Annotated in this window: 21 protein-coding genes; 14 read left to right on the top strand and 7 right to left on the bottom strand. The window is 60.2% G+C overall.

All coding sequences use genetic code 11. From position 1 onward, the window contains the following. Positions 1-30: 30 nt before the first annotated feature. Positions 31-1,038, top strand: coding sequence for a DNA-binding protein (locus BUE92_RS00950; protein ID WP_073521571.1), 1,008 nt, complete (start codon positions 31-33; stop codon positions 1,036-1,038). Here BUE92_RS00950 and gorA read toward each other — a convergent pair whose 3' ends face one another. Together gorA and galU are read right to left on the bottom strand one after the other, a co-directional pair. Continuing rightward, positions 1,039-2,397 (bottom strand): glutathione-disulfide reductase, encoded by a 1,359-nt coding sequence (gene gorA / locus BUE92_RS00945; protein ID WP_073521570.1) that lies wholly within the window; start codon positions 2,395-2,397, stop codon positions 1,039-1,041. A 105-nt stretch (positions 2,398-2,502) separates the two neighbouring features. Continuing rightward, the gene (gene galU, locus BUE92_RS00940) at positions 2,503-3,342 is read right to left on the bottom strand and encodes a UTP--glucose-1-phosphate uridylyltransferase GalU (RefSeq protein ID WP_003173830.1); all 840 of its coding nucleotides are present in this window, start codon (positions 3,340-3,342) and stop codon (positions 2,503-2,505) included. Positions 3,343-3,652: 310 nt separating this feature from the next. Between galU and BUE92_RS00935 the strand changes: the two genes are divergently transcribed. After that, positions 3,653-3,838: a hypothetical protein gene (locus tag BUE92_RS00935; RefSeq protein ID WP_073521569.1), complete on the top strand. Its 186-nt coding sequence runs from the start codon at positions 3,653-3,655 to the stop codon at positions 3,836-3,838. A gap of 139 nt (positions 3,839-3,977) precedes the next feature. After that, entirely contained in the window at positions 3,978-4,259 is a 282-nt protein-coding gene (locus BUE92_RS00930) for a hypothetical protein (protein WP_073521568.1), read from the top strand. A 5-nt stretch (positions 4,260-4,264) separates the two neighbouring features. Here the strand turns inward: BUE92_RS00930 and BUE92_RS00925 are convergent, their stop codons facing one another. Next, positions 4,265-4,495, bottom strand: a complete 231-nt coding sequence (locus BUE92_RS00925) for a hypothetical protein (protein ID WP_003191314.1) — start codon at positions 4,493-4,495, stop codon at positions 4,265-4,267. A gap of 145 nt (positions 4,496-4,640) precedes the next feature. Continuing rightward, the gene (locus BUE92_RS00920) at positions 4,641-4,991 is read right to left on the bottom strand and encodes a hypothetical protein (protein WP_003191317.1); all 351 of its coding nucleotides are present in this window, start codon (positions 4,989-4,991) and stop codon (positions 4,641-4,643) included. A gap of 212 nt (positions 4,992-5,203) precedes the next feature. Here BUE92_RS00920 and BUE92_RS00915 point away from each other — a divergent pair, with 212 nt between their 5' ends. The 11 genes from BUE92_RS00915 (at position 5,204) to BUE92_RS00870 (ending at position 14,953) form a co-directional block, all read left to right on the top strand. Further along, a complete protein-coding gene (locus tag BUE92_RS00915; protein ID WP_003173824.1) occupies positions 5,204-5,506 on the top strand; it encodes a DUF1883 domain-containing protein in 303 nt (100 codons plus the stop codon). Between the two features lie 26 nt (positions 5,507-5,532). Continuing rightward, positions 5,533-5,697, top strand: coding sequence for a hypothetical protein (locus BUE92_RS28410; protein ID WP_178380669.1), 165 nt, complete (start codon positions 5,533-5,535; stop codon positions 5,695-5,697). A gap of 3 nt (positions 5,698-5,700) precedes the next feature. Then, a complete protein-coding gene (gene alkB / locus BUE92_RS00910) occupies positions 5,701-6,366 on the top strand; it encodes a DNA oxidative demethylase AlkB (protein ID WP_073521567.1) in 666 nt (221 codons plus the stop codon). Between the two features lie 75 nt (positions 6,367-6,441). Then, the gene (ada, locus tag BUE92_RS00905) at positions 6,442-7,488 is read left to right on the top strand and encodes a bifunctional DNA-binding transcriptional regulator/O6-methylguanine-DNA methyltransferase Ada (RefSeq protein WP_073521566.1); all 1,047 of its coding nucleotides are present in this window, start codon (positions 6,442-6,444) and stop codon (positions 7,486-7,488) included. Positions 7,489-7,600: 112 nt separating this feature from the next. Next, positions 7,601-8,665: an NAD(P)H-dependent flavin oxidoreductase gene (locus BUE92_RS00900; protein ID WP_073521565.1), complete on the top strand. Its 1,065-nt coding sequence runs from the start codon at positions 7,601-7,603 to the stop codon at positions 8,663-8,665. A gap of 112 nt (positions 8,666-8,777) precedes the next feature. After that, positions 8,778-9,530: a molybdate ABC transporter substrate-binding protein gene (gene modA, locus BUE92_RS00895; RefSeq protein WP_073521564.1), complete on the top strand. Its 753-nt coding sequence runs from the start codon at positions 8,778-8,780 to the stop codon at positions 9,528-9,530. Beyond that, complete coding sequence (modB, locus tag BUE92_RS00890) at positions 9,531-10,211, top strand: molybdate ABC transporter permease subunit (protein WP_073521563.1); 681 nt, start codon at positions 9,531-9,533, stop codon at positions 10,209-10,211. It begins immediately after the preceding gene. Between the two features lie 5 nt (positions 10,212-10,216). Next, positions 10,217-11,296 (top strand): molybdenum ABC transporter ATP-binding protein, encoded by a 1,080-nt coding sequence (modC, locus tag BUE92_RS00885; RefSeq protein ID WP_073521562.1) that lies wholly within the window; start codon positions 10,217-10,219, stop codon positions 11,294-11,296. Between the two features lie 74 nt (positions 11,297-11,370). After that, positions 11,371-12,420, top strand: coding sequence for a DNA topoisomerase IB (locus BUE92_RS00880; protein ID WP_073521561.1), 1,050 nt, complete (start codon positions 11,371-11,373; stop codon positions 12,418-12,420). 124 nt (positions 12,421-12,544) lie between these two features. Further along, the gene (locus BUE92_RS00875) at positions 12,545-14,179 is read left to right on the top strand and encodes an ABC-F family ATP-binding cassette domain-containing protein (RefSeq protein ID WP_073521560.1); all 1,635 of its coding nucleotides are present in this window, start codon (positions 12,545-12,547) and stop codon (positions 14,177-14,179) included. A 69-nt stretch (positions 14,180-14,248) separates the two neighbouring features. Further along, on the top strand, positions 14,249-14,953 hold the full coding sequence (locus tag BUE92_RS00870; protein WP_073521559.1) for a YoaK family protein: 705 nt from the start codon (positions 14,249-14,251) through the stop codon (positions 14,951-14,953). Positions 14,954-15,101: 148 nt separating this feature from the next. On the opposite strand, the gene BUE92_RS00865 is transcribed toward BUE92_RS00870, so the two are convergent. The 3 genes from BUE92_RS00865 to BUE92_RS00855 all read right to left on the bottom strand — a co-directional run bounded on the left by BUE92_RS00865 (position 15,102) and on the right by BUE92_RS00855 (position 16,631). Beyond that, a complete protein-coding gene (locus BUE92_RS00865; protein ID WP_073521558.1) occupies positions 15,102-15,455 on the bottom strand; it encodes a hypothetical protein in 354 nt (117 codons plus the stop codon). 172 nt (positions 15,456-15,627) lie between these two features. Beyond that, positions 15,628-15,939, bottom strand: a complete 312-nt coding sequence (locus BUE92_RS00860) for an AzlD domain-containing protein (RefSeq protein ID WP_047710921.1) — start codon at positions 15,937-15,939, stop codon at positions 15,628-15,630. After that, entirely contained in the window at positions 15,936-16,631 is a 696-nt protein-coding gene (locus BUE92_RS00855; protein ID WP_073521557.1) for an AzlC family ABC transporter permease, read from the bottom strand. Before BUE92_RS00855 ends, BUE92_RS00860 begins: the two co-directional genes overlap by 4 nt. Positions 16,632-16,661: the final 30 nt, after the last annotated feature.

Raw genomic sequence — 16,661 nt, 5'->3', positions numbered from 1 at the left:
GTACCACAGTACTAAATCGACGGAGACCCCATGGCTCGCGGCGGCATAAACAAAGCAGTAGTGCAAACGGCACGCCTGGCGATCCTCGCCCGTGGCGAAAACCCCAGCATCGATGCGGTGCGTATCGAAATGGGCAATACCGGCTCGAAAACCACCATCCATCGCTATTTGAAAGAGCTGGACGAAAGCGAGACGCGCCAGACCATCACCCAAGCCCCAATTGATGATGAGCTGGGCGAGCTAGTCGCACGCCTTTCCCAACGCCTGAAAGAGAAGGCCCAAGAGCCGATCGACCTGGCCCTGGGGCAATTCGAGCAACAAAAAGCCGCCCTGCTCGCCCAGGTAGAAACCCTGGAAGAGGCGCACACCCAGCTCAAACAGCAATTTGATATCCAGGCCGCTGCCCTCGCTGAAGAAAGCGCGGCGCTGCAAACCGCCAGCACCAGCCTGCAGACCGAGCAAACCCGTAACGCCGGGCTGAGCCAGGCGTGCAGCGACTACGAGCTAAGGCTCAACGACAAGGACGAGCAAATTCGCTCACTGGAAGAAAAACACCTGCACGCCCGCGATGCGCTTGAGCATTACCGCACTGCCATCAAGGAGCAGCGCGAGCAGGAACAGCGCCGCCATGAGGGCCAGTTGCAACAGGTACAGGCCGAATTGCGTCAGGCGCAGCAAAGCGCACTGGTGCGCCAGGACGAAATCACCCAACTGCATCGCGACAACGAGCGCCTGCTGAGTGAGCAGCGAGTGACAACCAAGGAATTGAATGCGCTGCAGGAGCAAGCTCGCCAGGACCAGGCGCTACAGCTGAAACTCAAGGAGCAGCTCAGCCAGATCGACAGCGAACGCACCCTGCTCCAGGAACGCCTACGGGTTGCCGTGCTGGACAGCCAATCGCGCCAAGCGTCACTGCTTGAGTATCAGCAGCACAACAAGGCGCTTGAGCTGGACCTGATCAAGGCCCAGGCAAGCATCGAAGCCCTGCGCCTGGCGACCGTCGTTGCAACGGCGCCAGAGGCTGCAGAGCCAACCTGATCAGTCCGCTACAGGCGTGCGCATGGTGACGAATTCTTCCGCCGCCGTAGGATGCACGCCTATGGTTTCATCGAAATGCTGTTTGGTCGCGCCCGCCTTGAGCGCGATCGCCAGCCCTTGCACGATCTCACCCGCCTCCGGGCCGACCATGTGGCAACCCAGTACTTTGTCGGTGTCGGCGTCGACCACCAGCTTCATCAAGGTCTTTTCCTGGCAATCGGTCAGGGTCAGCTTCATCGGCCGGAACCGGCTTTCAAAGATCTGCACGTTGTGGCCATTTTTGCGTGCATCTTCTTCTGTCAGGCCGACTGTGCCGATATTCGGCAGGCTGAACACCGCTGTCGCGATATTGGCGTAATCCACCGCACGGTATTGCTCGGGCTTGAACAATCGCCGCGCCACGGCCATGCCTTCAGCCAGGGCCACCGGCGTCAGTTGCACACGACCAATCACATCGCCTATTGCCAGGATCGACGGCTCGGCGGTCTGGTAGAGATCATCCACCGCGACGAAACCGCGCTCGTCCAGTTTGACCCCGGTATTTTCCAAGCCCAGGTTATCCAGCATCGGACGGCGGCCAGTGGCGTAGAACACGCAATCGGCTTCCAGCACGCGGCCATCCTTCAAGGTGGCCTTGAGGCTGCCGTCGGCTTGCTTGTCGATGCGCTCAATGTCGGCATTGAACTGCAAGTCCAGGCCGCGCTTGGTCAACTCTTCTTGCAGATGTTTGCGCACCGAACCGTCAAAGCCGCGCAAAAACAGGTCGCCGCGATACAGCAATGAAGTGTGTGCGCCCAAGCCATGGAAAATGCCGGCGAACTCAACGGCGATATAACCACCACCCACTACCAGCACGCGCTTGGGCAGCTCTTTAAGGAAGAATGCCTCATTGGAGCCAATGGCGTGCTCGCGCCCTGGAATCTCAGGGATCAGTGGCCAGCCGCCGGTGGCGATCAGGATGTGCTTGGCAGTGAAGCGCTCACCGTTGATCTCCACCTGATGGGCATCGACCAGGCGCGCATGTCCTTCATGCAGGGTCACGCCGCTGTTGACCAACAGGTTGCGATAGATACCGTTGAGGCGGTTGATCTCGCGATCCTTGTTGGCGATCAAGGTCGCCCAATCAAAGTTAGCCTCGCCCAGGGACCAGCCAAAGCCGCTGGCCTGCTCAAAATCTTCGGCAAAATGCGCGCCGTACACCAACAGCTTCTTTGGTACGCAGCCGACGTTCACACAGGTGCCGCCCAGGTAGCGGCTCTCGGCCACAGCCACCTTGGCGCCAAAGCCCGCGGCAAAGCGCGCCGCGCGAACACCGCCGGAACCGGCGCCAATTACATACAGGTCAAAATCGTAGGCCATTTCACTCTCCTCGGCAGTACACCAGCATACCGACTTACATGGGGCTGAAAAACGAAAAAGCCACCCGAAGGTGGCTTTCGCTTAAAACGTACCGGCAAGCGTGGATCAGTAAGCCTTGCCCGTCTTGTAGAAATGCTCGTAGCAGAAGTTGGTCGCTTCGATGTAGCCCTCAGCGCCGCCGCAGTCGAAACGCTGGCCCTTGAACTTGTAGGCAATCACGCAACCGTCTTTGGCTTGCTTGAGCAGAGCGTCGGTGATCTGGATCTCGCCGCCCTTGCCTGGCTCGGTCTCTTCGATCAGCTTGAAGATGTCCGGCGTGAGGATGTAACGACCGATGATCGCCAGGTTCGATGGCGCGTCTTCCGGCGCTGGCTTCTCGACCATGTCGCGTACGCGGATCAGGCCATCGCCAATATCGTCGCCGGCGATAACACCGTACTTATTGGTTTCGGTCGGGTTGACTTCCATCACCGCAACGATGGTGCAACGGTATTTCTGGTAGAGCTTGACCATCTGGGTCAGCACACCGTCGCCTTCCAGGTTGACGCACAAGTCATCCGCCAGGACCACGGCGAACGGCTCGTCACCGATCAGCGGGCGACCAGTAAGGATGGCGTGGCCGAGGCCTTTCATCTGAGTCTGACGGGTGTAGGAGAACGAGCACTCGTCGAGCAACTTACGGATACCGACCAGGTATTTTTCCTTGTCGGTGCCCTTGATCTGGTTTTCCAGCTCGTAGCTGATGTCGAAGTGGTCTTCCAGCGCGCGCTTACCACGACCCGTGACGATGGAGATCTCGTTCAACCCGGCATCCAGAGCCTCTTCCACACCGTACTGAATCAGTGGCTTGTTCACCACTGGCAGCATTTCCTTGGGCATGGCTTTGGTCGCTGGCAAGAAGCGAGTGCCGTAACCGGCTGCTGGGAACAAGCATTTCTTGATCATATGAGTCCTTACAAAGGGCTGTGCGTACGGAATTCGGCGCAGTCTAATCAGGCCGCAGTCACCTTACAATGGGGTCCTGCTGGCGTTGCGATGTCATCATAGAGAAAAAATGTCGGCGTAAGTTCCGCTGATCCTGCAATGGGTGTCACCAACGGTCAGCCAGAATCCGCCTTGGCCCTTGTTTAACAGGGCTGCAATGGTTTTAGCATGCTTTTGCCCCCCAGGCACTGACCTGCAACAACTTGCGCCCTGCCCCGGCATTTGGCGCTATCATGGACGCCTTGAACCAAGACCACGAGATTGCCAACAGATGTCAGAACCAAAAGGTGTAAACGGCTACCTGATCACGAAGCGAGCAGACGGCTGGCACTTGATCAATTTTCACGGTGACAGCGTTGCCGGCGTATTCGAGACCGAAAGCATGGCGAGTGCCGTAGCCGAAGTGTTTGTGGATGAGGCAGGCCATGCATCGAGCAAGCGGCCGAAAACCAAGTAAGCCTCGTTGCACTGCTCTGAAAGCCCCGTTAAGCGGGGCTTTTTTGTTTGTCTGTACCTAGATGGCAGTTCGCTATAACCTTCAACAACGCCACGACAGTGTCAGCGCGCCCTTCCAATACCCTCGATGACGAACCTCTATGAAAAATATCCTGGCACTGACTGCGGTTCTGGCACTCGCCGGCTGCACCACCGCTTCCGACACCTTGCTGAAAAATGGCGAACAAGGCTTGACCATCGACTGCTCGGGAGAGGCCAATTCATGGGCCAGTTGCTACGAGAAGGCGGACGCATCCTGCGCAGGCACCGGTTACCGCATCGTTGGCACCAATGGCACGCCGGCACTCAAGGAAAGCGACAAGACCCTGGGCCAGGACGTGGGCAACTTCAAAGGCCGCAGCGTGGTGGTGGTCTGCAAGTAACGGTGCTACAGGTGCACTTCAGCGAACTTGATCCCCAGGCCACGCAGGGTTTCGATCAGGTCATCCAGACGAGCAAATGACTCGACCTCATCCTGCTCGTCCACCAAGAAGTAGCTGCGCCCGCCGCTCTTCTTGAAAAATACGATCCACTCGCCCAAGTCGGCTGGGTTCTGGATGACATGGGTGGCTGAAATCTGCCCTTCGGCATGGCGGGCTTTGACGTGTTCTCGTTTCATAACGGACTTTCCAGAAAAACAAATGCCGCTCAAACCCCGGGTTTGAGCGGCATCTTTGTAGTGAATGCCCGACAGTTTAACGGATGCATGCCGTCCCTGCTGGGTGAGGGCTTTTTTTATCGGGTTTGAGGGATGAGTCTGGAGCTCAACCGGAAATGCATTCTTCCCCAGCCTTCTTCACGTCGCCCGGGCGGATGGGCACATTGGACATACTTTCATAAAGCTTGATGCTGCTACCGCTGGAGCGGTCTTCGATTTCAAAGATCGCCGAGGGATCTGCCGAGAACTTCTGCGGCACGATCACCTGAATGCCGTCTTTATGGGGTTCGATCTGCGGCGGCCGACGGGTCGCCTCCAATTTGCGCACTACACACGCCGCATATTCCTGCGGTTTCTTCCCTGAGATGACCACCAATGTTGGCGGGGTCTGCTTGATATCTGCAACCGAAGCACACCCACCTATTGCCAAGGCCAGCACCAACACACTCCACTTCATACAAAAACCTCCGATAAAGACCCTACGACAGCGGGGATGGTAATTTTCTCCCACCAACGTAGGATTTATCTGTGATAACTCGGTAAATAACTGTTTTAAATTGTCGAAGTCGTCGACGACGGCCCGATAATAAACGCGCTGGGGCTGATAAACTCCATCTTAACCTACGTATCGTTCTGATTTTTCAGAAAAAGCCCTTCTGGAGACACCCCATGAAATTCATCCACCAGCGTGAGCACCTCAACGAGGGAGACATCGTCGTCATCGAATGCTCGCAGACCTGCAATATTCGCCTGATGAGCGATGCGAACTTTCGCAGCTTCAAAAATGGCGGCCGCCATACCTACCACGGCGGCGCATTTGATAAATTCCCGGCCAAGATCACCGCGCCCAGCACCGGGTTCTGGAACATCACCCTCGATGTGGTCACCCGTCGCGCCATCAGCGTGACGCGTAAGCCTGCGTTGTCCCACAAGATCCGTATCGTTCGCCGCACCAGCACCAAGCTGAGCTGACCCGAGCCCTCGACAGGAAAAAAGCTGTGACCACCACCAAATACGTCATCAAGTACAAGCTCAACGGCGAGCGCCGCTTTGAATTTGCCCAGTTGCACAGCAACGACGTCGAAGAAGCCAAGCAAGCCCTGGCGAAAATTCATGATGCCAGCGACGAAATTACCGACGTCAATGTGAGCAAGGCGCTGTAAGTCATGCCGGGCCCTACCGCCGATTTGTTTGCCGATGATGCCCTGCAACAGCCTGCCGGGCGCGAGCAAATTGGCGAAGAATCCTACGTGCTGAGGGGCTATGCCCTGCCCTGGATCGAGCGGTTGTTGCCTGAACTGCGGCGTGTCCTGGCTCAATCACCGTTTCGGCAGATGGTCACCCCCGGCGGCTTTACCATGTCGGCGGCGCTGAGCAGTTGCGGCGAGCTGGGCTGGACCACTGACGCCCGTGGCTATCGCTACAGCCCACTCGACCCGCGCAGCCAGCAACCTTGGCCCTTCATGCCCGACACATTGCGCCAACTGGCGGTGGCAGCGGCTATCGAGGCCGGTTTCAGCGGTTTTCAACCCGATGCCTGCCTGATCAACCGTTACGTACCGGGGGCGAAAATGTCCCTGCACCAGGACAAGAACGAGCGCCGCTACAGCGCGCCTGTGGTCTCGGTGTCCCTGGGGCTGCCGGCGATTTTCCTGTTCGGTGGCCATGCGCGCAGCGACAAAACCCACAAGGTCTCGCTGTTCCATGGTGATGTGGTGGTGTGGGGCGGCGTTGATCGCCTGCGCTTTCATGGCGTAATGCCGATCAAGGAAGGCGTGCATCCGCTCATGGGACCGCAGCGCATCAACCTGACCTTTCGTACCGCCGGCTAATTTGACCGCAAGCTTCGGAGTGTCGATTGCGAGCGGCAGGCTTAATCTGCTCCTGAACCGTCAAGAGTGCAGGCCATGAACAACGAACACGATCCGCGCTGGGCTGCCATTATTGCCCGTGATGCCAAGGCTGACGCCTTGTTTGTCTACGGCGTGAAAACCACCGGCGTGTATTGCCGCCCCAGCAGCGCTTCGCGTTTGCCGCGCCCGGAGAATGTCGAGTTTTTCGACACGCCGGCGCAGGCCGAAGCCGCCGGTTATCGTCCCAGTAAACGCGCTGCCGGCGACCAGACCCAGTTGGCCGCTCACCATGGGCAATTGGTGGCCGAGGCCTGCCGGCAAATCGAACAGGCCCAAACCCCGCCTAGCCTGGACATGCTCGCCCGATGCGCCGGGCTGAGTCCCTTTCACTTCCACCGCGTATTCAAAGCCAACACCGGGTTGACCCCCAAAGGTTACGCCAGCGCCCTGCGTTCGCGCAGAGTGCGCGACGGCCTCAAGGGCCAGCATTCGGTGACAGATACCCTGTACGACGCGGGCTTCAACTCCAATAGCCGCTTTTATGAAGCCGCCGACCAAGTGCTCGGTATGAAACCTCGAGACTACAAAGGCGGCGGCGCCAATAACACCATTCGCTTTGCCGTTGGCCAATGCTCGCTGGGGGCGATTCTGGTGGCGCAAAGCCAACGTGGCGTCTGCGCGATCTTGCTAGGGGATGATCCAGACACGCTGGTGCGCGACCTGCAAGACCAGTTTCCCAAGGCTGAGTTGATCGGCGCTGATCAGCGTTTCGAACAACTGGTGGCCCACGTCGTCGGCTTTGTCGAGGCCCCTGCCCTGGGCCTGGATTTGCCCCTGGACCTGCGCGGCACGGCCTTTCAGGAACGGGTGTGGCAGGCGTTGCGCGAAATCCCTGCGGGCAGCACCGCCAGCTATGCGCAGATAGCCGAACGTATCGGCGCGCCCACCTCCTTTCGCGCCGTGGCCCAAGCCTGTGGTGCCAACCACTTGGCGGTGGCGATTCCCTGTCATCGCGTGGTGCGCAGCGATGGCGAGCTGTCGGGCTACCGTTGGGGCGTGGAACGCAAGCGCCAGTTGCTGGACCGCGAAACGCCACGCTGATACCTGCGCCCCACAAAACGCCGCTTCCGTCCAGTGAATAAAACAGACTGGCCGGGCGCCGATTGCCCTGCTAAAACAGCGAAAAGCCCTACTAACGCTGGAGAAGCACCCCATGAGCACCTGGCCAGACACCCGCATTCTTGACCTGTTGGGCATTGAGGTGCCGATCATCCAGGCGCCGATGGCTGGCGCGACGACCACCGCCATGGTCATCGCCGCCCAGCAAGCCGGAGCCCTGGGCTCGATGCCTGCGGCCGCGCTGAGCCTGGAGCAACTGCGCGATGCCTTGGCTCTCATTCGCCAGGCCAGTCATGCGCCGCTGAACATCAACTTCTTCTGCCATCAACCGCCCGATGCCGATGACGCGCGGGACCAGGCTTGGAAGGCCTTGCTGCAACCTTACTACCATGAGCTGGGCGCCGACTTCGATGCGCCAACCCCGGTGTCCAACCGCGCGCCGTTCAATGACGCGGCCTGTCAGGTGGTGGAAGAGTTTCGACCAGAAGTGGTGAGTTTTCACTTTGGCCTGCCAGAGAAGTCCTTACTGGACCGAGTAAAAGCCGCCGGTGCCAAGGTGCTGTCATCGGCCACCACCGTCGAGGAGGCCGTGTGGCTGGAACAGCACGGCTGCGACGCGATTATCGCCATGGGCTTTGAAGCCGGTGGGCATCGGGGCCTGTTCCTCAGCGATGACCTCAACAGCCAGATCGGCTTGATGGCGCTACTGCCACAGATTGTCGACGCAGTCAGCGTGCCGGTGATTGCTGCAGGCGGAATCGGCGATGCGCGAGGTATCGTCGCGGCCTTTGCCCTGGGTGCTTCGGCGGTGCAGATCGGCACGGCATACCTGTTCACGCCCGAGGCCAGTGTGAGCGCCTCCCATCACTACGCGCTGCGCCATGCCCAAGCCAGCGAAACCGCGCTGACCAACCTGTTTACTGGCCGCCCGGCGCGGGGCATCGTCAACCGGGTGATGCGTGAACTCGGCGCAATCAACCCAGCGGCGCCGGCGTTCCCCAAAGCCGGAGGCGCATTGATGCCGCTCAAGGCCAAGGATGAAGCCGGTTTCAGCAACCTGTGGGCAGGCCAGGCCCTGAGACTGGGCAAAGACCTGTCCACCTATGACCTGACCCGCGAATTGGCCGAGCACGCAATAGCCAGATTCACCCGCGACTGACCTGCGCAGCAACTTGGTGCTGTACCGGCAATAGCCTACCGCTATATATTCCCATACATAGCGGTAAGCCTTTTTACCTACAACCTGCCGTACACATTCAAGGAGTTGCTTCATGATGACCCGCGTTTCGCGCCTGGCCCCCCTGCTTGCCGCCTTTGCCTTGGGTACGGCCCATGCCGATGAAGTGCAGGTGGCCGTGGCCGCCAACTTCACCGCCCCGATCCAGGCGATTGCCGCCGACTTCGAGAAAGACACCGGCCATAAACTGGTCGCGGCCTACGGTGCCACCGGGCAGTTCTACACTCAGATCAAGAACGGCGCGCCATTTGAGGTGTTCCTCAGCGCCGATGACACCACCCCGCAAAGACTCGAAAGCGAAGGCGCTACCGTCAAGGGTTCACGCTTTACCTACGCGGTCGGCACCCTGGCGCTGTGGTCGGCCAAAGAAGGCTATGTGGATGCCAAGGGCGATGTGCTGAAGAAAAACCAATTCAAACATTTGTCCATCGCCAACCCCAAAACAGCGCCCTACGGCCTGGCCGCCACCCAAGTGTTGGCCAGGGAAGGCTTGAGCGACAAGGTCAAGGACAAGCTCGTCGAGGGCCAGAACATCACCCAGGCTTATCAGTTTGTCTCCACCGGCAACGCCGAGCTGGGTTTTGTGGCCTTGTCGCAGATCTACAAAGACGGCAAAGTCACCGGCGGTTCGGCGTGGATTGTTCCGGCCTCCCTGCATGACCCGATCAAACAGGACGCCGTCATCCTCAATAAGGGCCAGGACAGCGCCGCCGCCAAGGCCCTGGTTGACTACCTCAAAGGCCCGAAAGCGGCTGCCGTTATCAAATCCTACGGTTACGAGCTGTAAATGCCCCTGACGAGTGCTGATTTTTCTGCGATCTGGTTGACCCTCAAACTGGCCTCACTGACCACCCTGATCCTGTTGATCATCGGCACACCGATCGCCCTGTGGCTGTCGCGCACTCGTTCCAAGTGGCGCGGCCCCATCGGCGCAGTGGTTGCACTGCCGTTGGTGTTGCCGCCAACGGTCATCGGCTTCTATTTACTGTTGGCCATGGGGCCCAACGGGTACGTCGGCCAGTTCACCCAGTGGCTGGGCCTGGGCACCCTCACCTTCAGTTTCGCCGGGCTGGTGATTGGCTCGGTGATCTACTCCATGCCCTTCGTGGTGCAACCGTTGCAGAACGCGTTTTCTGCCATCGGCACGCGCCCGCTGGAAGTGGCCGCGACCTTGCGCGCCAACCCGTGGGACACGTTTTTCACGGTGATCCTGCCGCTGGCACGCCCTGGGTTTATCACCGCCTCGATCCTCGGCTTCGCCCACACTGTCGGTGAGTTCGGCGTGGTGCTGATGATCGGCGGCAATATCCCGGACAAGACCCGTGTCGTCTCGGTGCAGATCTACGACCACGTCGAAGCCATGGAATATGCCCAGGCCCATTGGCTGGCCGGCGCCATGGTGGTGTTCGCCTTCCTCGTGTTGCTGGCGCTCTATTCCAGCCGTAAAACCAAGATGGGCTGGAGCTGATCGCGATGATGGATATACGCCTGCACCTGAAGTATTGCGCCTTTGCATTGGATGTGGACCTGCGATTGCCCGGCCGTGGTGTGAGCGCGCTGTATGGGCATTCTGGCTCCGGCAAGACCACCTGCCTGCGCTGCATTGCCGGTTTGGAACGCGCCGAACACGGCTTTGTGCAGATCAACGACGAGGTCTGGCAAGACAGCCGCAAAGGGCTGTTTGTACCGCCGCATAAACGCGCCCTGGGCTATGTGTTCCAGGAGGCGAGCCTGTTTCCTCACCTGTCGGTGCGCGCCAATCTGGAGTTCGGCCTCAAACGTGTCCCACGCCCGCAACGGCGCGTGGACATGGCCCAGGCCACCGAACTGTTGGGCATCGGGCACTTGCTTGAGCGTCACCCGCAACACTTGTCCGGCGGCGAGCGCCAGCGCATCGGTATCGCCCGCGCCTTGCTCACCAGCCCCAAGTTGTTGTTGATGGATGAACCGCTGGCGGCCCTGGACAGCCAGCGCAAAAGCGAGATATTGCCTTACCTGGAACGCCTGCACGACGAGCTGGATATCCCGGTGCTCTACGTCAGCCATGCCCAGGACGAAGTGGCGCGACTGGCCGACCATATCGTCTTGCTCAGCGATGGCAAGGCCCTGGCCAGCGGCCCTATCGGCGAGACCCTGGCACGCCTCGATCTGCCCCTGGCGCTGGGCGACGATGCCGGCGTGGTGATCGCCGGCAGCGTCGTTGCCTACGACGCGCACTATCAGTTGCTCACTCTGCAATTGCCTGATTGCCCGTTGCAGATGCGCGTGGCCCATGTCCCGCTGGCGGTGGGCAACCCGCTGCGGGTCAAGGTCCAGGCACGGGATGTAAGCCTGAGCCTGCAGGCCCAAGAACACAGCAGCATCCTCAACCGCTTGCCGGTGACCGTCACCCAGACTATCGGCGCGGACAACAGCGCCCATGTGCTGGTGCGCCTGGACGCCGGCGGCACGCCATTGCTGGCGCGTATCACGCGCTTCTCACACGACCAGTTGCAACTGCATCCAGGCCAGACGCTATGGGCGCAAATCAAGGCGGTGGCGGTACTGGCTTAACCATTTGGCACGACCGCAGGGCGCTGCGGTCAATCAGACATACCGGCCTGATTTGTTGCCAAGGAACCCGCCCCATGCCTGACTCTTCGTTACCCGCCGACCTGCCCCGCGACCTGCATTACGTTGATGACACCCAGCCCGGTATCCGCCGTAAAAAAGTGCGAGGCAAGTTCCAGTATCTGAACGCCAAGGGCGAGCGCATTACCGACGCGGACGAAATCAAACGCCTGGACGCTTTGGCGGTGCCGCCCGCCTACACCGACGTGTGGATCTGCGCCGACCCTCGCGGCCACCTGCAAGCCACCGGCCGCGACGCCCGTGGCCGCAAGCAATACCGTTACCACCCACGCTGGCGCGAGGTGCGCGACAGCGACAAGTACTCGCGCTTGCAGGCTTTTGGCGCCGCTTTGCCCAAATTGCGCAAACAGCTCGAAGCACAAATCGCCGAGCCGGGGTTTACCCGCGAAAAGGTGTTGGCCACGGTGGTGATGTTGCTGGACGCCACGCTGATCCGCGTCGGCAATACCCAATATGCCCGTGATAACAAATCCTACGGCCTGACCACCTTGCGCAACCGCCATGTGGACATCAAGGGCAGCGAAATCCAGTTCCAGTTTCGTGGCAAGAGTGGCGTGGAACACCAAGTCAGCGTCAAGGATCGGCGCCTGGCCCGGGTGGTCAAGCGCTGCATGGAATTACCGGGGCAAAACCTGTTCCAGTACCTGGACGAAGACGGTGATCGGCATACCGTCAGCTCCCAGGACGTCAACGACTACCTGCACAGCCTGACCGGGGAAGACTTTACCGCCAAGGACTACCGCACCTGGGCCGGCACGGCGATGGCGCTGGCGGTGTTGCGCGAGTTGGCGTGGCAGCCCGAATCCGACGCCAAGCGGCATGTGGTGGCGATGGTCAAGGATGTCGCCCGGCAGTTGGGCAACACGCCGGCGGTGTGCCGCAAGTGTTATATCCACCCGGCGGTGCTTGAGCATTTCAGCCTCGGTCAATTGTCGAAGTTGCCCAAGCCGCGGGAGCGCAAAGGCCTGAAAGCCGAAGAAGTCGCACTGGCGATGTTCCTGGAAAAACTGGCCGAGGACTTGCCGCACAAAGTTAACGTGGGTTAGGCTCTGCCTCCCTTCTGACTCACGGGATGACGGCCGACGTGAACAACTAAGCCTTCCAAAATGTATCTGCAACGAGCCGCCTGGCGCGCTTGTTGGCCTGTTCGACATTTTTTTGGAGGTGCTGATGACTGACGTCAAACGGTTGCCCGCGCTTGTTTCCCTGCAACACCTGTCTTTCCAGTTCGCCAATGGCGAAACCTTGCTGGCCGACGTGAACCTGTCCATTGATCAAACGCCTACCGGTATCGTCGGGCGCAATGGGCGGGGCAAAAGTATCCTGGCCAAGTTGATGGCCGGCGTGCTGCTGCCCTCCTCCGGCACGTTGAGAAAACCGGCCCATGTTGCCTATGTGCCCCAGACCATCGCGGTTCAAGCAGGGCAAACCATCGCCGATATCACCGCAACTGCCGCTGCCTTGGCTGCCCTTGCACGCATGGCCCAGGGCGATGCGCGCCTCGGTGACCTGGAGCTGATCGACGATCGCTGGGACCTCGCCGAGCGCCTGCGCCAGGCACTGGATGCAGCGGGTTTGCAGACCCTCAGCGCCAGTACCCCGGCCGATCAACTCAGTGGCGGCCAACTTGCCAGGGTCGCGCTGATCGGGGCGTTATTGGCTGCGCCGCAGTTGCTGATTCTGGATGAGCCCAGCAACCACCTTGATGCTGCCGGGCGCGATTGGCTGTTGCGTGTGTTGCGCGATTGGCGTGGTGGCCTGGTGGTGGTCAGCCATGATCGACAGTTGCTCAACGCCATGGGCCGCATCATTGAGCTGTCGCCACTCGGCATCCAGGTCTATGGCGGCAACTACGATGCCTATCGCCAGCAACGCGATACGCACCAGCAGGCCGCGATTGCCGCGTGGGAACAGGCACGCCAGGTCCGCAGCCGCGAGCGTCGGCGCCTGCAAAAAGACCACGACGACCTGCAGCGCCACGCCGCACGCGCACGTAAACAGGCCGAGACCGCCAATGTCGACCGTTTTACCAAGGCGCGCTGGAAAAGCGCAGCAAAGGAGGTCGTCAGCAGCGTGCGCAGCGCCCATCATGCGTGCAAAAACCAACTCGACGCCCAGGTACGTCAGGCTTACGAGCGTGTGGTGGATGAGACGCCTACACTGCTCGCATTACCAGGCTCGACCGTCCCCAATGGCCGCCAGGTACTGGTGCTGGAGCAGGCGCAATTGCCCTGGCTTGATCCCCTGGCACCCGTCAGCTACCTGACGCTCAACCTGACAGGCCCGGCTCGCGTTGCCGTGCGTGGGCCGAACGGTTGCGGCAAATCGACCTTGCTCAAACTGCTTGCCGGCCACTGGCGGGCAGTCAGTGGCAAGTGCAGCGTGGCGGTACCCAGCGCGTATATCGACCAGCACCTGGCGCTGCTGGACGACCGGCGCAGCCTTGTCGAACAACTCAACCTGCTCGACACGCCCCTGGCCGAAGCCGAACTGCGCACACGTCTGGCGTTGTTGCAGTTGGACGCGCTGCGGGTCACACAACCGGCAGGGCAACTCAGCGGCGGTGAGCGCTTGAAAGCTGCGATGGCCGTAGCCTTGTGGCGTGAGACACCGGCGCAATTACTGTTGCTGGATGAACCCACCAACCACCTGGACCTGGAATCAGTGCTGGCCTTTGAGCAGGCATTGAAGAGCTTTACCGGCGCGCTGCTGGCCGTGTCCCATGACGAGGTATTCTTGCAGGCGATAGAGCCGACTCACCATCTGACGTGGCACGCCACAGGCTGGCGACTGGAGCGTGTCTGAGGTCATTGCGCGGACAGGCAAAGCGTCCTACGGTAGTGGCCGGATAATCTCACCGAGGAAACCGGCCCCATGCTGCCTTCGTCCCGCAAGCCTTACACCAATGCCACGCTCGCCCGTCGTCAGCGCTGGCGCGGGCGGGTGGGTTTGATGCTGGTGGCCTGCCTGTCGGTGCTGGCGGGCATGACCGATGCGATCGGTTTCATGGCCAGCGGCGATTTCGTCTCGTTCATGAGTGGTAACACCACGCGCCTGGCGGTGGCCATCAGTGCGGGCGACCTGGGACTCACCGGGCGCCTGGTATTGCTGGTCGCCACCTTCGTGGTCGGCAATGCCTTGGGGGTTTTGGTAAGCCGTTTCAGCAAGCGCCATGCGTTGCCCTTATTGCTGTGCATCGGCGCCTTGCTCTGCGCTGCGGCACTGTGGCCCTCGACCGACACCTTACCTGCGTTGCTTGCGGCGATCATTGCCATGGGCATGCTCAACGCGGCCGTCGAGGAGGTGAACGGGCTGCCGGTGGGGCTGACCTACGTCACCGGGGCGCTGTCACGTTTTGGTCGCGGGTTGGGCCGCTGGTTATTGGGCGAACGCCGCAATGGCTGGCGTGTGCAATTGATTCCATGGGCGGGGATGTTTATCGGCGCGGTGATCGGCGCACTGCTGGAACACCAGATGGGCCTGCGCGCACTGTGGGTCAGTGGTGCCTTGGCTGCGGCCTTGGGGGTGGCGACACTGTTGATTCCGCGACGCTGGCACTTGGGTTTCATGCCCCGTTGAGGTTGGGGTGGAGGAGCTCGTTCGACGTTCAAGCCTCGACATCCGTGTACTGGTAAAGAGCCATCACGCCGAACGAGCGAGTGAATCATAAGCCAATGCCCCGCGGCTGTCCCGCCAGGCGTTTCGGAATATGGCTAAGGCAACCGACTTACAGACAAGTGGCCAGTGCTGCCAGGCGACGTTTAGCCGGCATATTGTCCTGCACAGCGTAGTAGTTGACCGTAGAACCCGCGCCGGTGCCGAGTACATCGACAAAGTAATCGCCACCGGTGGTGTACACCGTAAAACCACCCGCCTCGGTCGCTTCCTTGAAGCCGCCGGCATCCACGCCGAACACGCTTTCATCCTGCCAGCCGAACTGGATGCACTGGGCAACGACCAGGGTGGCCTTGTCCGATACCAGGGTCTTGTAAGGGCTGCCTGCGCGCGCCTCCTTCATCTTCGAACCAGCGCAACCGGCCAATGCCGCCAGTATCAATGCGCCCATTACCACTTTGTGCATGCCATTGCTTCCTTGGAAAAACCACAACTCTACCACTGTGCCGAGGCCAACTGGCGCGCCCATGAACTTTGTTTCACTGTGAAGGGCAAACACGCCGCCTATAGTGGGCAGGCTCATTTTTTAGAAGTCTCCCTTCTGCCCGCCACCCCGCGGGCTTTTTTTTGCCTGGGTGTCAAAACCACCAACGCAGCAGATAGAACAGCGCCATGCTCAATAGCACGGTGGTCAATACGCTGCGCGTCCAGTACATCAACGCTACGGCGCAGATACCGGCCAGCAGGTAAGGGTTGGTCGGGCTCAGGTTGAGCTGATGGTCAGCGAGGAAAATAATCGGCCCGCAGATCGCGGTGAGCATGCCCGGCACGGCGAAGCCCAGAAATTCACGCGCGCCGCGATTGAGCCGTACCGGCAAGCGTGGCTCGATAAACAGGTAACGGTTGAAGAACACCACCAGGCCCATGGCCACAATCATCAGGTAAATCATCGTTGCCCCACTCCCAGCCGCTTGCAGGCAAACCCCGCGCTCATCCCCAGCACGCCCGAGACCACCACCGCAGATTCCCAGTGCAGATAACTCAGCCAGACCGAGCACAGCAATGCCACCGCGACGCATACCACCGTGGGCACGTCGCGCACCACAGGAGTAATCAAGGCGATAAAGGTCGCAGCAATCGAGAACTCCAGCCCTAATTGGTCAAGGCCGGGAATGCTTTTGCCCAACACAATGCCGGCGAGGGTGAAGAGGTTCCAGATCAGGTAAAACGTCAGGCCGACGCCCAAGGCGTACCAGCGATTGAAGGTCTCGCGGTCGTAGTGGTTGACCAGAGCAAAGAATTCATCGGTCAACAAGAACCCCAGGCTCATGCGCCAACGGGTGTTGAGCGAAGACAGTGTAGGACGCATGTGCATGCCATAGAGCAGATGCTGGGATGTGAGCAGCAAGGTGGTCAGCACGATGGAAATCAGGCTGGCACCGCTCTTGACCATGCCGATGGCCACCAGTTGTGCGGCACCGGCAAACACAATGGCAGACAAGCCTTGGGCTTGCAGCGGGGTAAATTGCGCGTCGATGGCCATGGAGCCGGCCAGCAACCCCCAGGGCGCACAGGCCAGGGATAAGGGAATGACGGCAATGGCGCCGCGGGTGAAGGCGTAATGAGGTAATGCAGTGGGCATGGAAACGGCTCATCGACAGACAGTCGACAA

Origin of the sequence: Pseudomonas fluorescens, from assembly GCF_001902145.1 — a bacterium.
GTDB classification, from domain to species: domain Bacteria; phylum Pseudomonadota; class Gammaproteobacteria; order Pseudomonadales; family Pseudomonadaceae; genus Aquipseudomonas; species Aquipseudomonas fluorescens_BV.
The sequence above is the reverse complement of the archived record's forward strand: the minus strand, read 5'-3'. Positions and strand labels throughout refer to the sequence as shown.

Excerpts from the sequence above, each read along its gene's own strand:
- BUE92_RS00950 (WP_073521571.1), top strand. The coding sequence starts at position 31 with ATGGCTCGCGGCGGCATAAACAAAGCAGTAGTGCAAACGGCACGCCTG.
- gorA (WP_073521570.1), bottom strand. The coding sequence starts at position 2,397 with ATGGCCTACGATTTTGACCTGTATGTAATTGGCGCCGGTTCCGGCGGT.
- galU (WP_003173830.1), bottom strand. The coding sequence starts at position 3,342 with ATGATCAAGAAATGCTTGTTCCCAGCAGCCGGTTACGGCACTCGCTTC.
- BUE92_RS00935 (WP_073521569.1), top strand. The coding sequence starts at position 3,653 with ATGTCAGAACCAAAAGGTGTAAACGGCTACCTGATCACGAAGCGAGCA.
- BUE92_RS00930 (WP_073521568.1), top strand. The coding sequence starts at position 3,978 with ATGAAAAATATCCTGGCACTGACTGCGGTTCTGGCACTCGCCGGCTGC.
- BUE92_RS00925 (WP_003191314.1), bottom strand. The coding sequence starts at position 4,495 with ATGAAACGAGAACACGTCAAAGCCCGCCATGCCGAAGGGCAGATTTCA.
- BUE92_RS00920 (WP_003191317.1), bottom strand. The coding sequence starts at position 4,991 with ATGAAGTGGAGTGTGTTGGTGCTGGCCTTGGCAATAGGTGGGTGTGCT.
- BUE92_RS00915 (WP_003173824.1), top strand. The coding sequence starts at position 5,204 with ATGAAATTCATCCACCAGCGTGAGCACCTCAACGAGGGAGACATCGTC.
- alkB (WP_073521567.1), top strand. The coding sequence starts at position 5,701 with ATGCCGGGCCCTACCGCCGATTTGTTTGCCGATGATGCCCTGCAACAG.
- ada (WP_073521566.1), top strand. The coding sequence starts at position 6,442 with ATGAACAACGAACACGATCCGCGCTGGGCTGCCATTATTGCCCGTGAT.
- BUE92_RS00900 (WP_073521565.1), top strand. The coding sequence starts at position 7,601 with ATGAGCACCTGGCCAGACACCCGCATTCTTGACCTGTTGGGCATTGAG.
- modA (WP_073521564.1), top strand. The coding sequence starts at position 8,778 with ATGATGACCCGCGTTTCGCGCCTGGCCCCCCTGCTTGCCGCCTTTGCC.
- modB (WP_073521563.1), top strand. The coding sequence starts at position 9,531 with ATGCCCCTGACGAGTGCTGATTTTTCTGCGATCTGGTTGACCCTCAAA.
- modC (WP_073521562.1), top strand. The coding sequence starts at position 10,217 with ATGATGGATATACGCCTGCACCTGAAGTATTGCGCCTTTGCATTGGAT.
- BUE92_RS00880 (WP_073521561.1), top strand. The coding sequence starts at position 11,371 with ATGCCTGACTCTTCGTTACCCGCCGACCTGCCCCGCGACCTGCATTAC.
- BUE92_RS00875 (WP_073521560.1), top strand. The coding sequence starts at position 12,545 with ATGACTGACGTCAAACGGTTGCCCGCGCTTGTTTCCCTGCAACACCTG.
- BUE92_RS00870 (WP_073521559.1), top strand. The coding sequence starts at position 14,249 with ATGCTGCCTTCGTCCCGCAAGCCTTACACCAATGCCACGCTCGCCCGT.
- BUE92_RS00865 (WP_073521558.1), bottom strand. The coding sequence starts at position 15,455 with ATGCACAAAGTGGTAATGGGCGCATTGATACTGGCGGCATTGGCCGGT.
- BUE92_RS00860 (WP_047710921.1), bottom strand. The coding sequence starts at position 15,939 with ATGATTTACCTGATGATTGTGGCCATGGGCCTGGTGGTGTTCTTCAAC.
- BUE92_RS00855 (WP_073521557.1), bottom strand. The coding sequence starts at position 16,631 with ATGCCCACTGCATTACCTCATTACGCCTTCACCCGCGGCGCCATTGCC.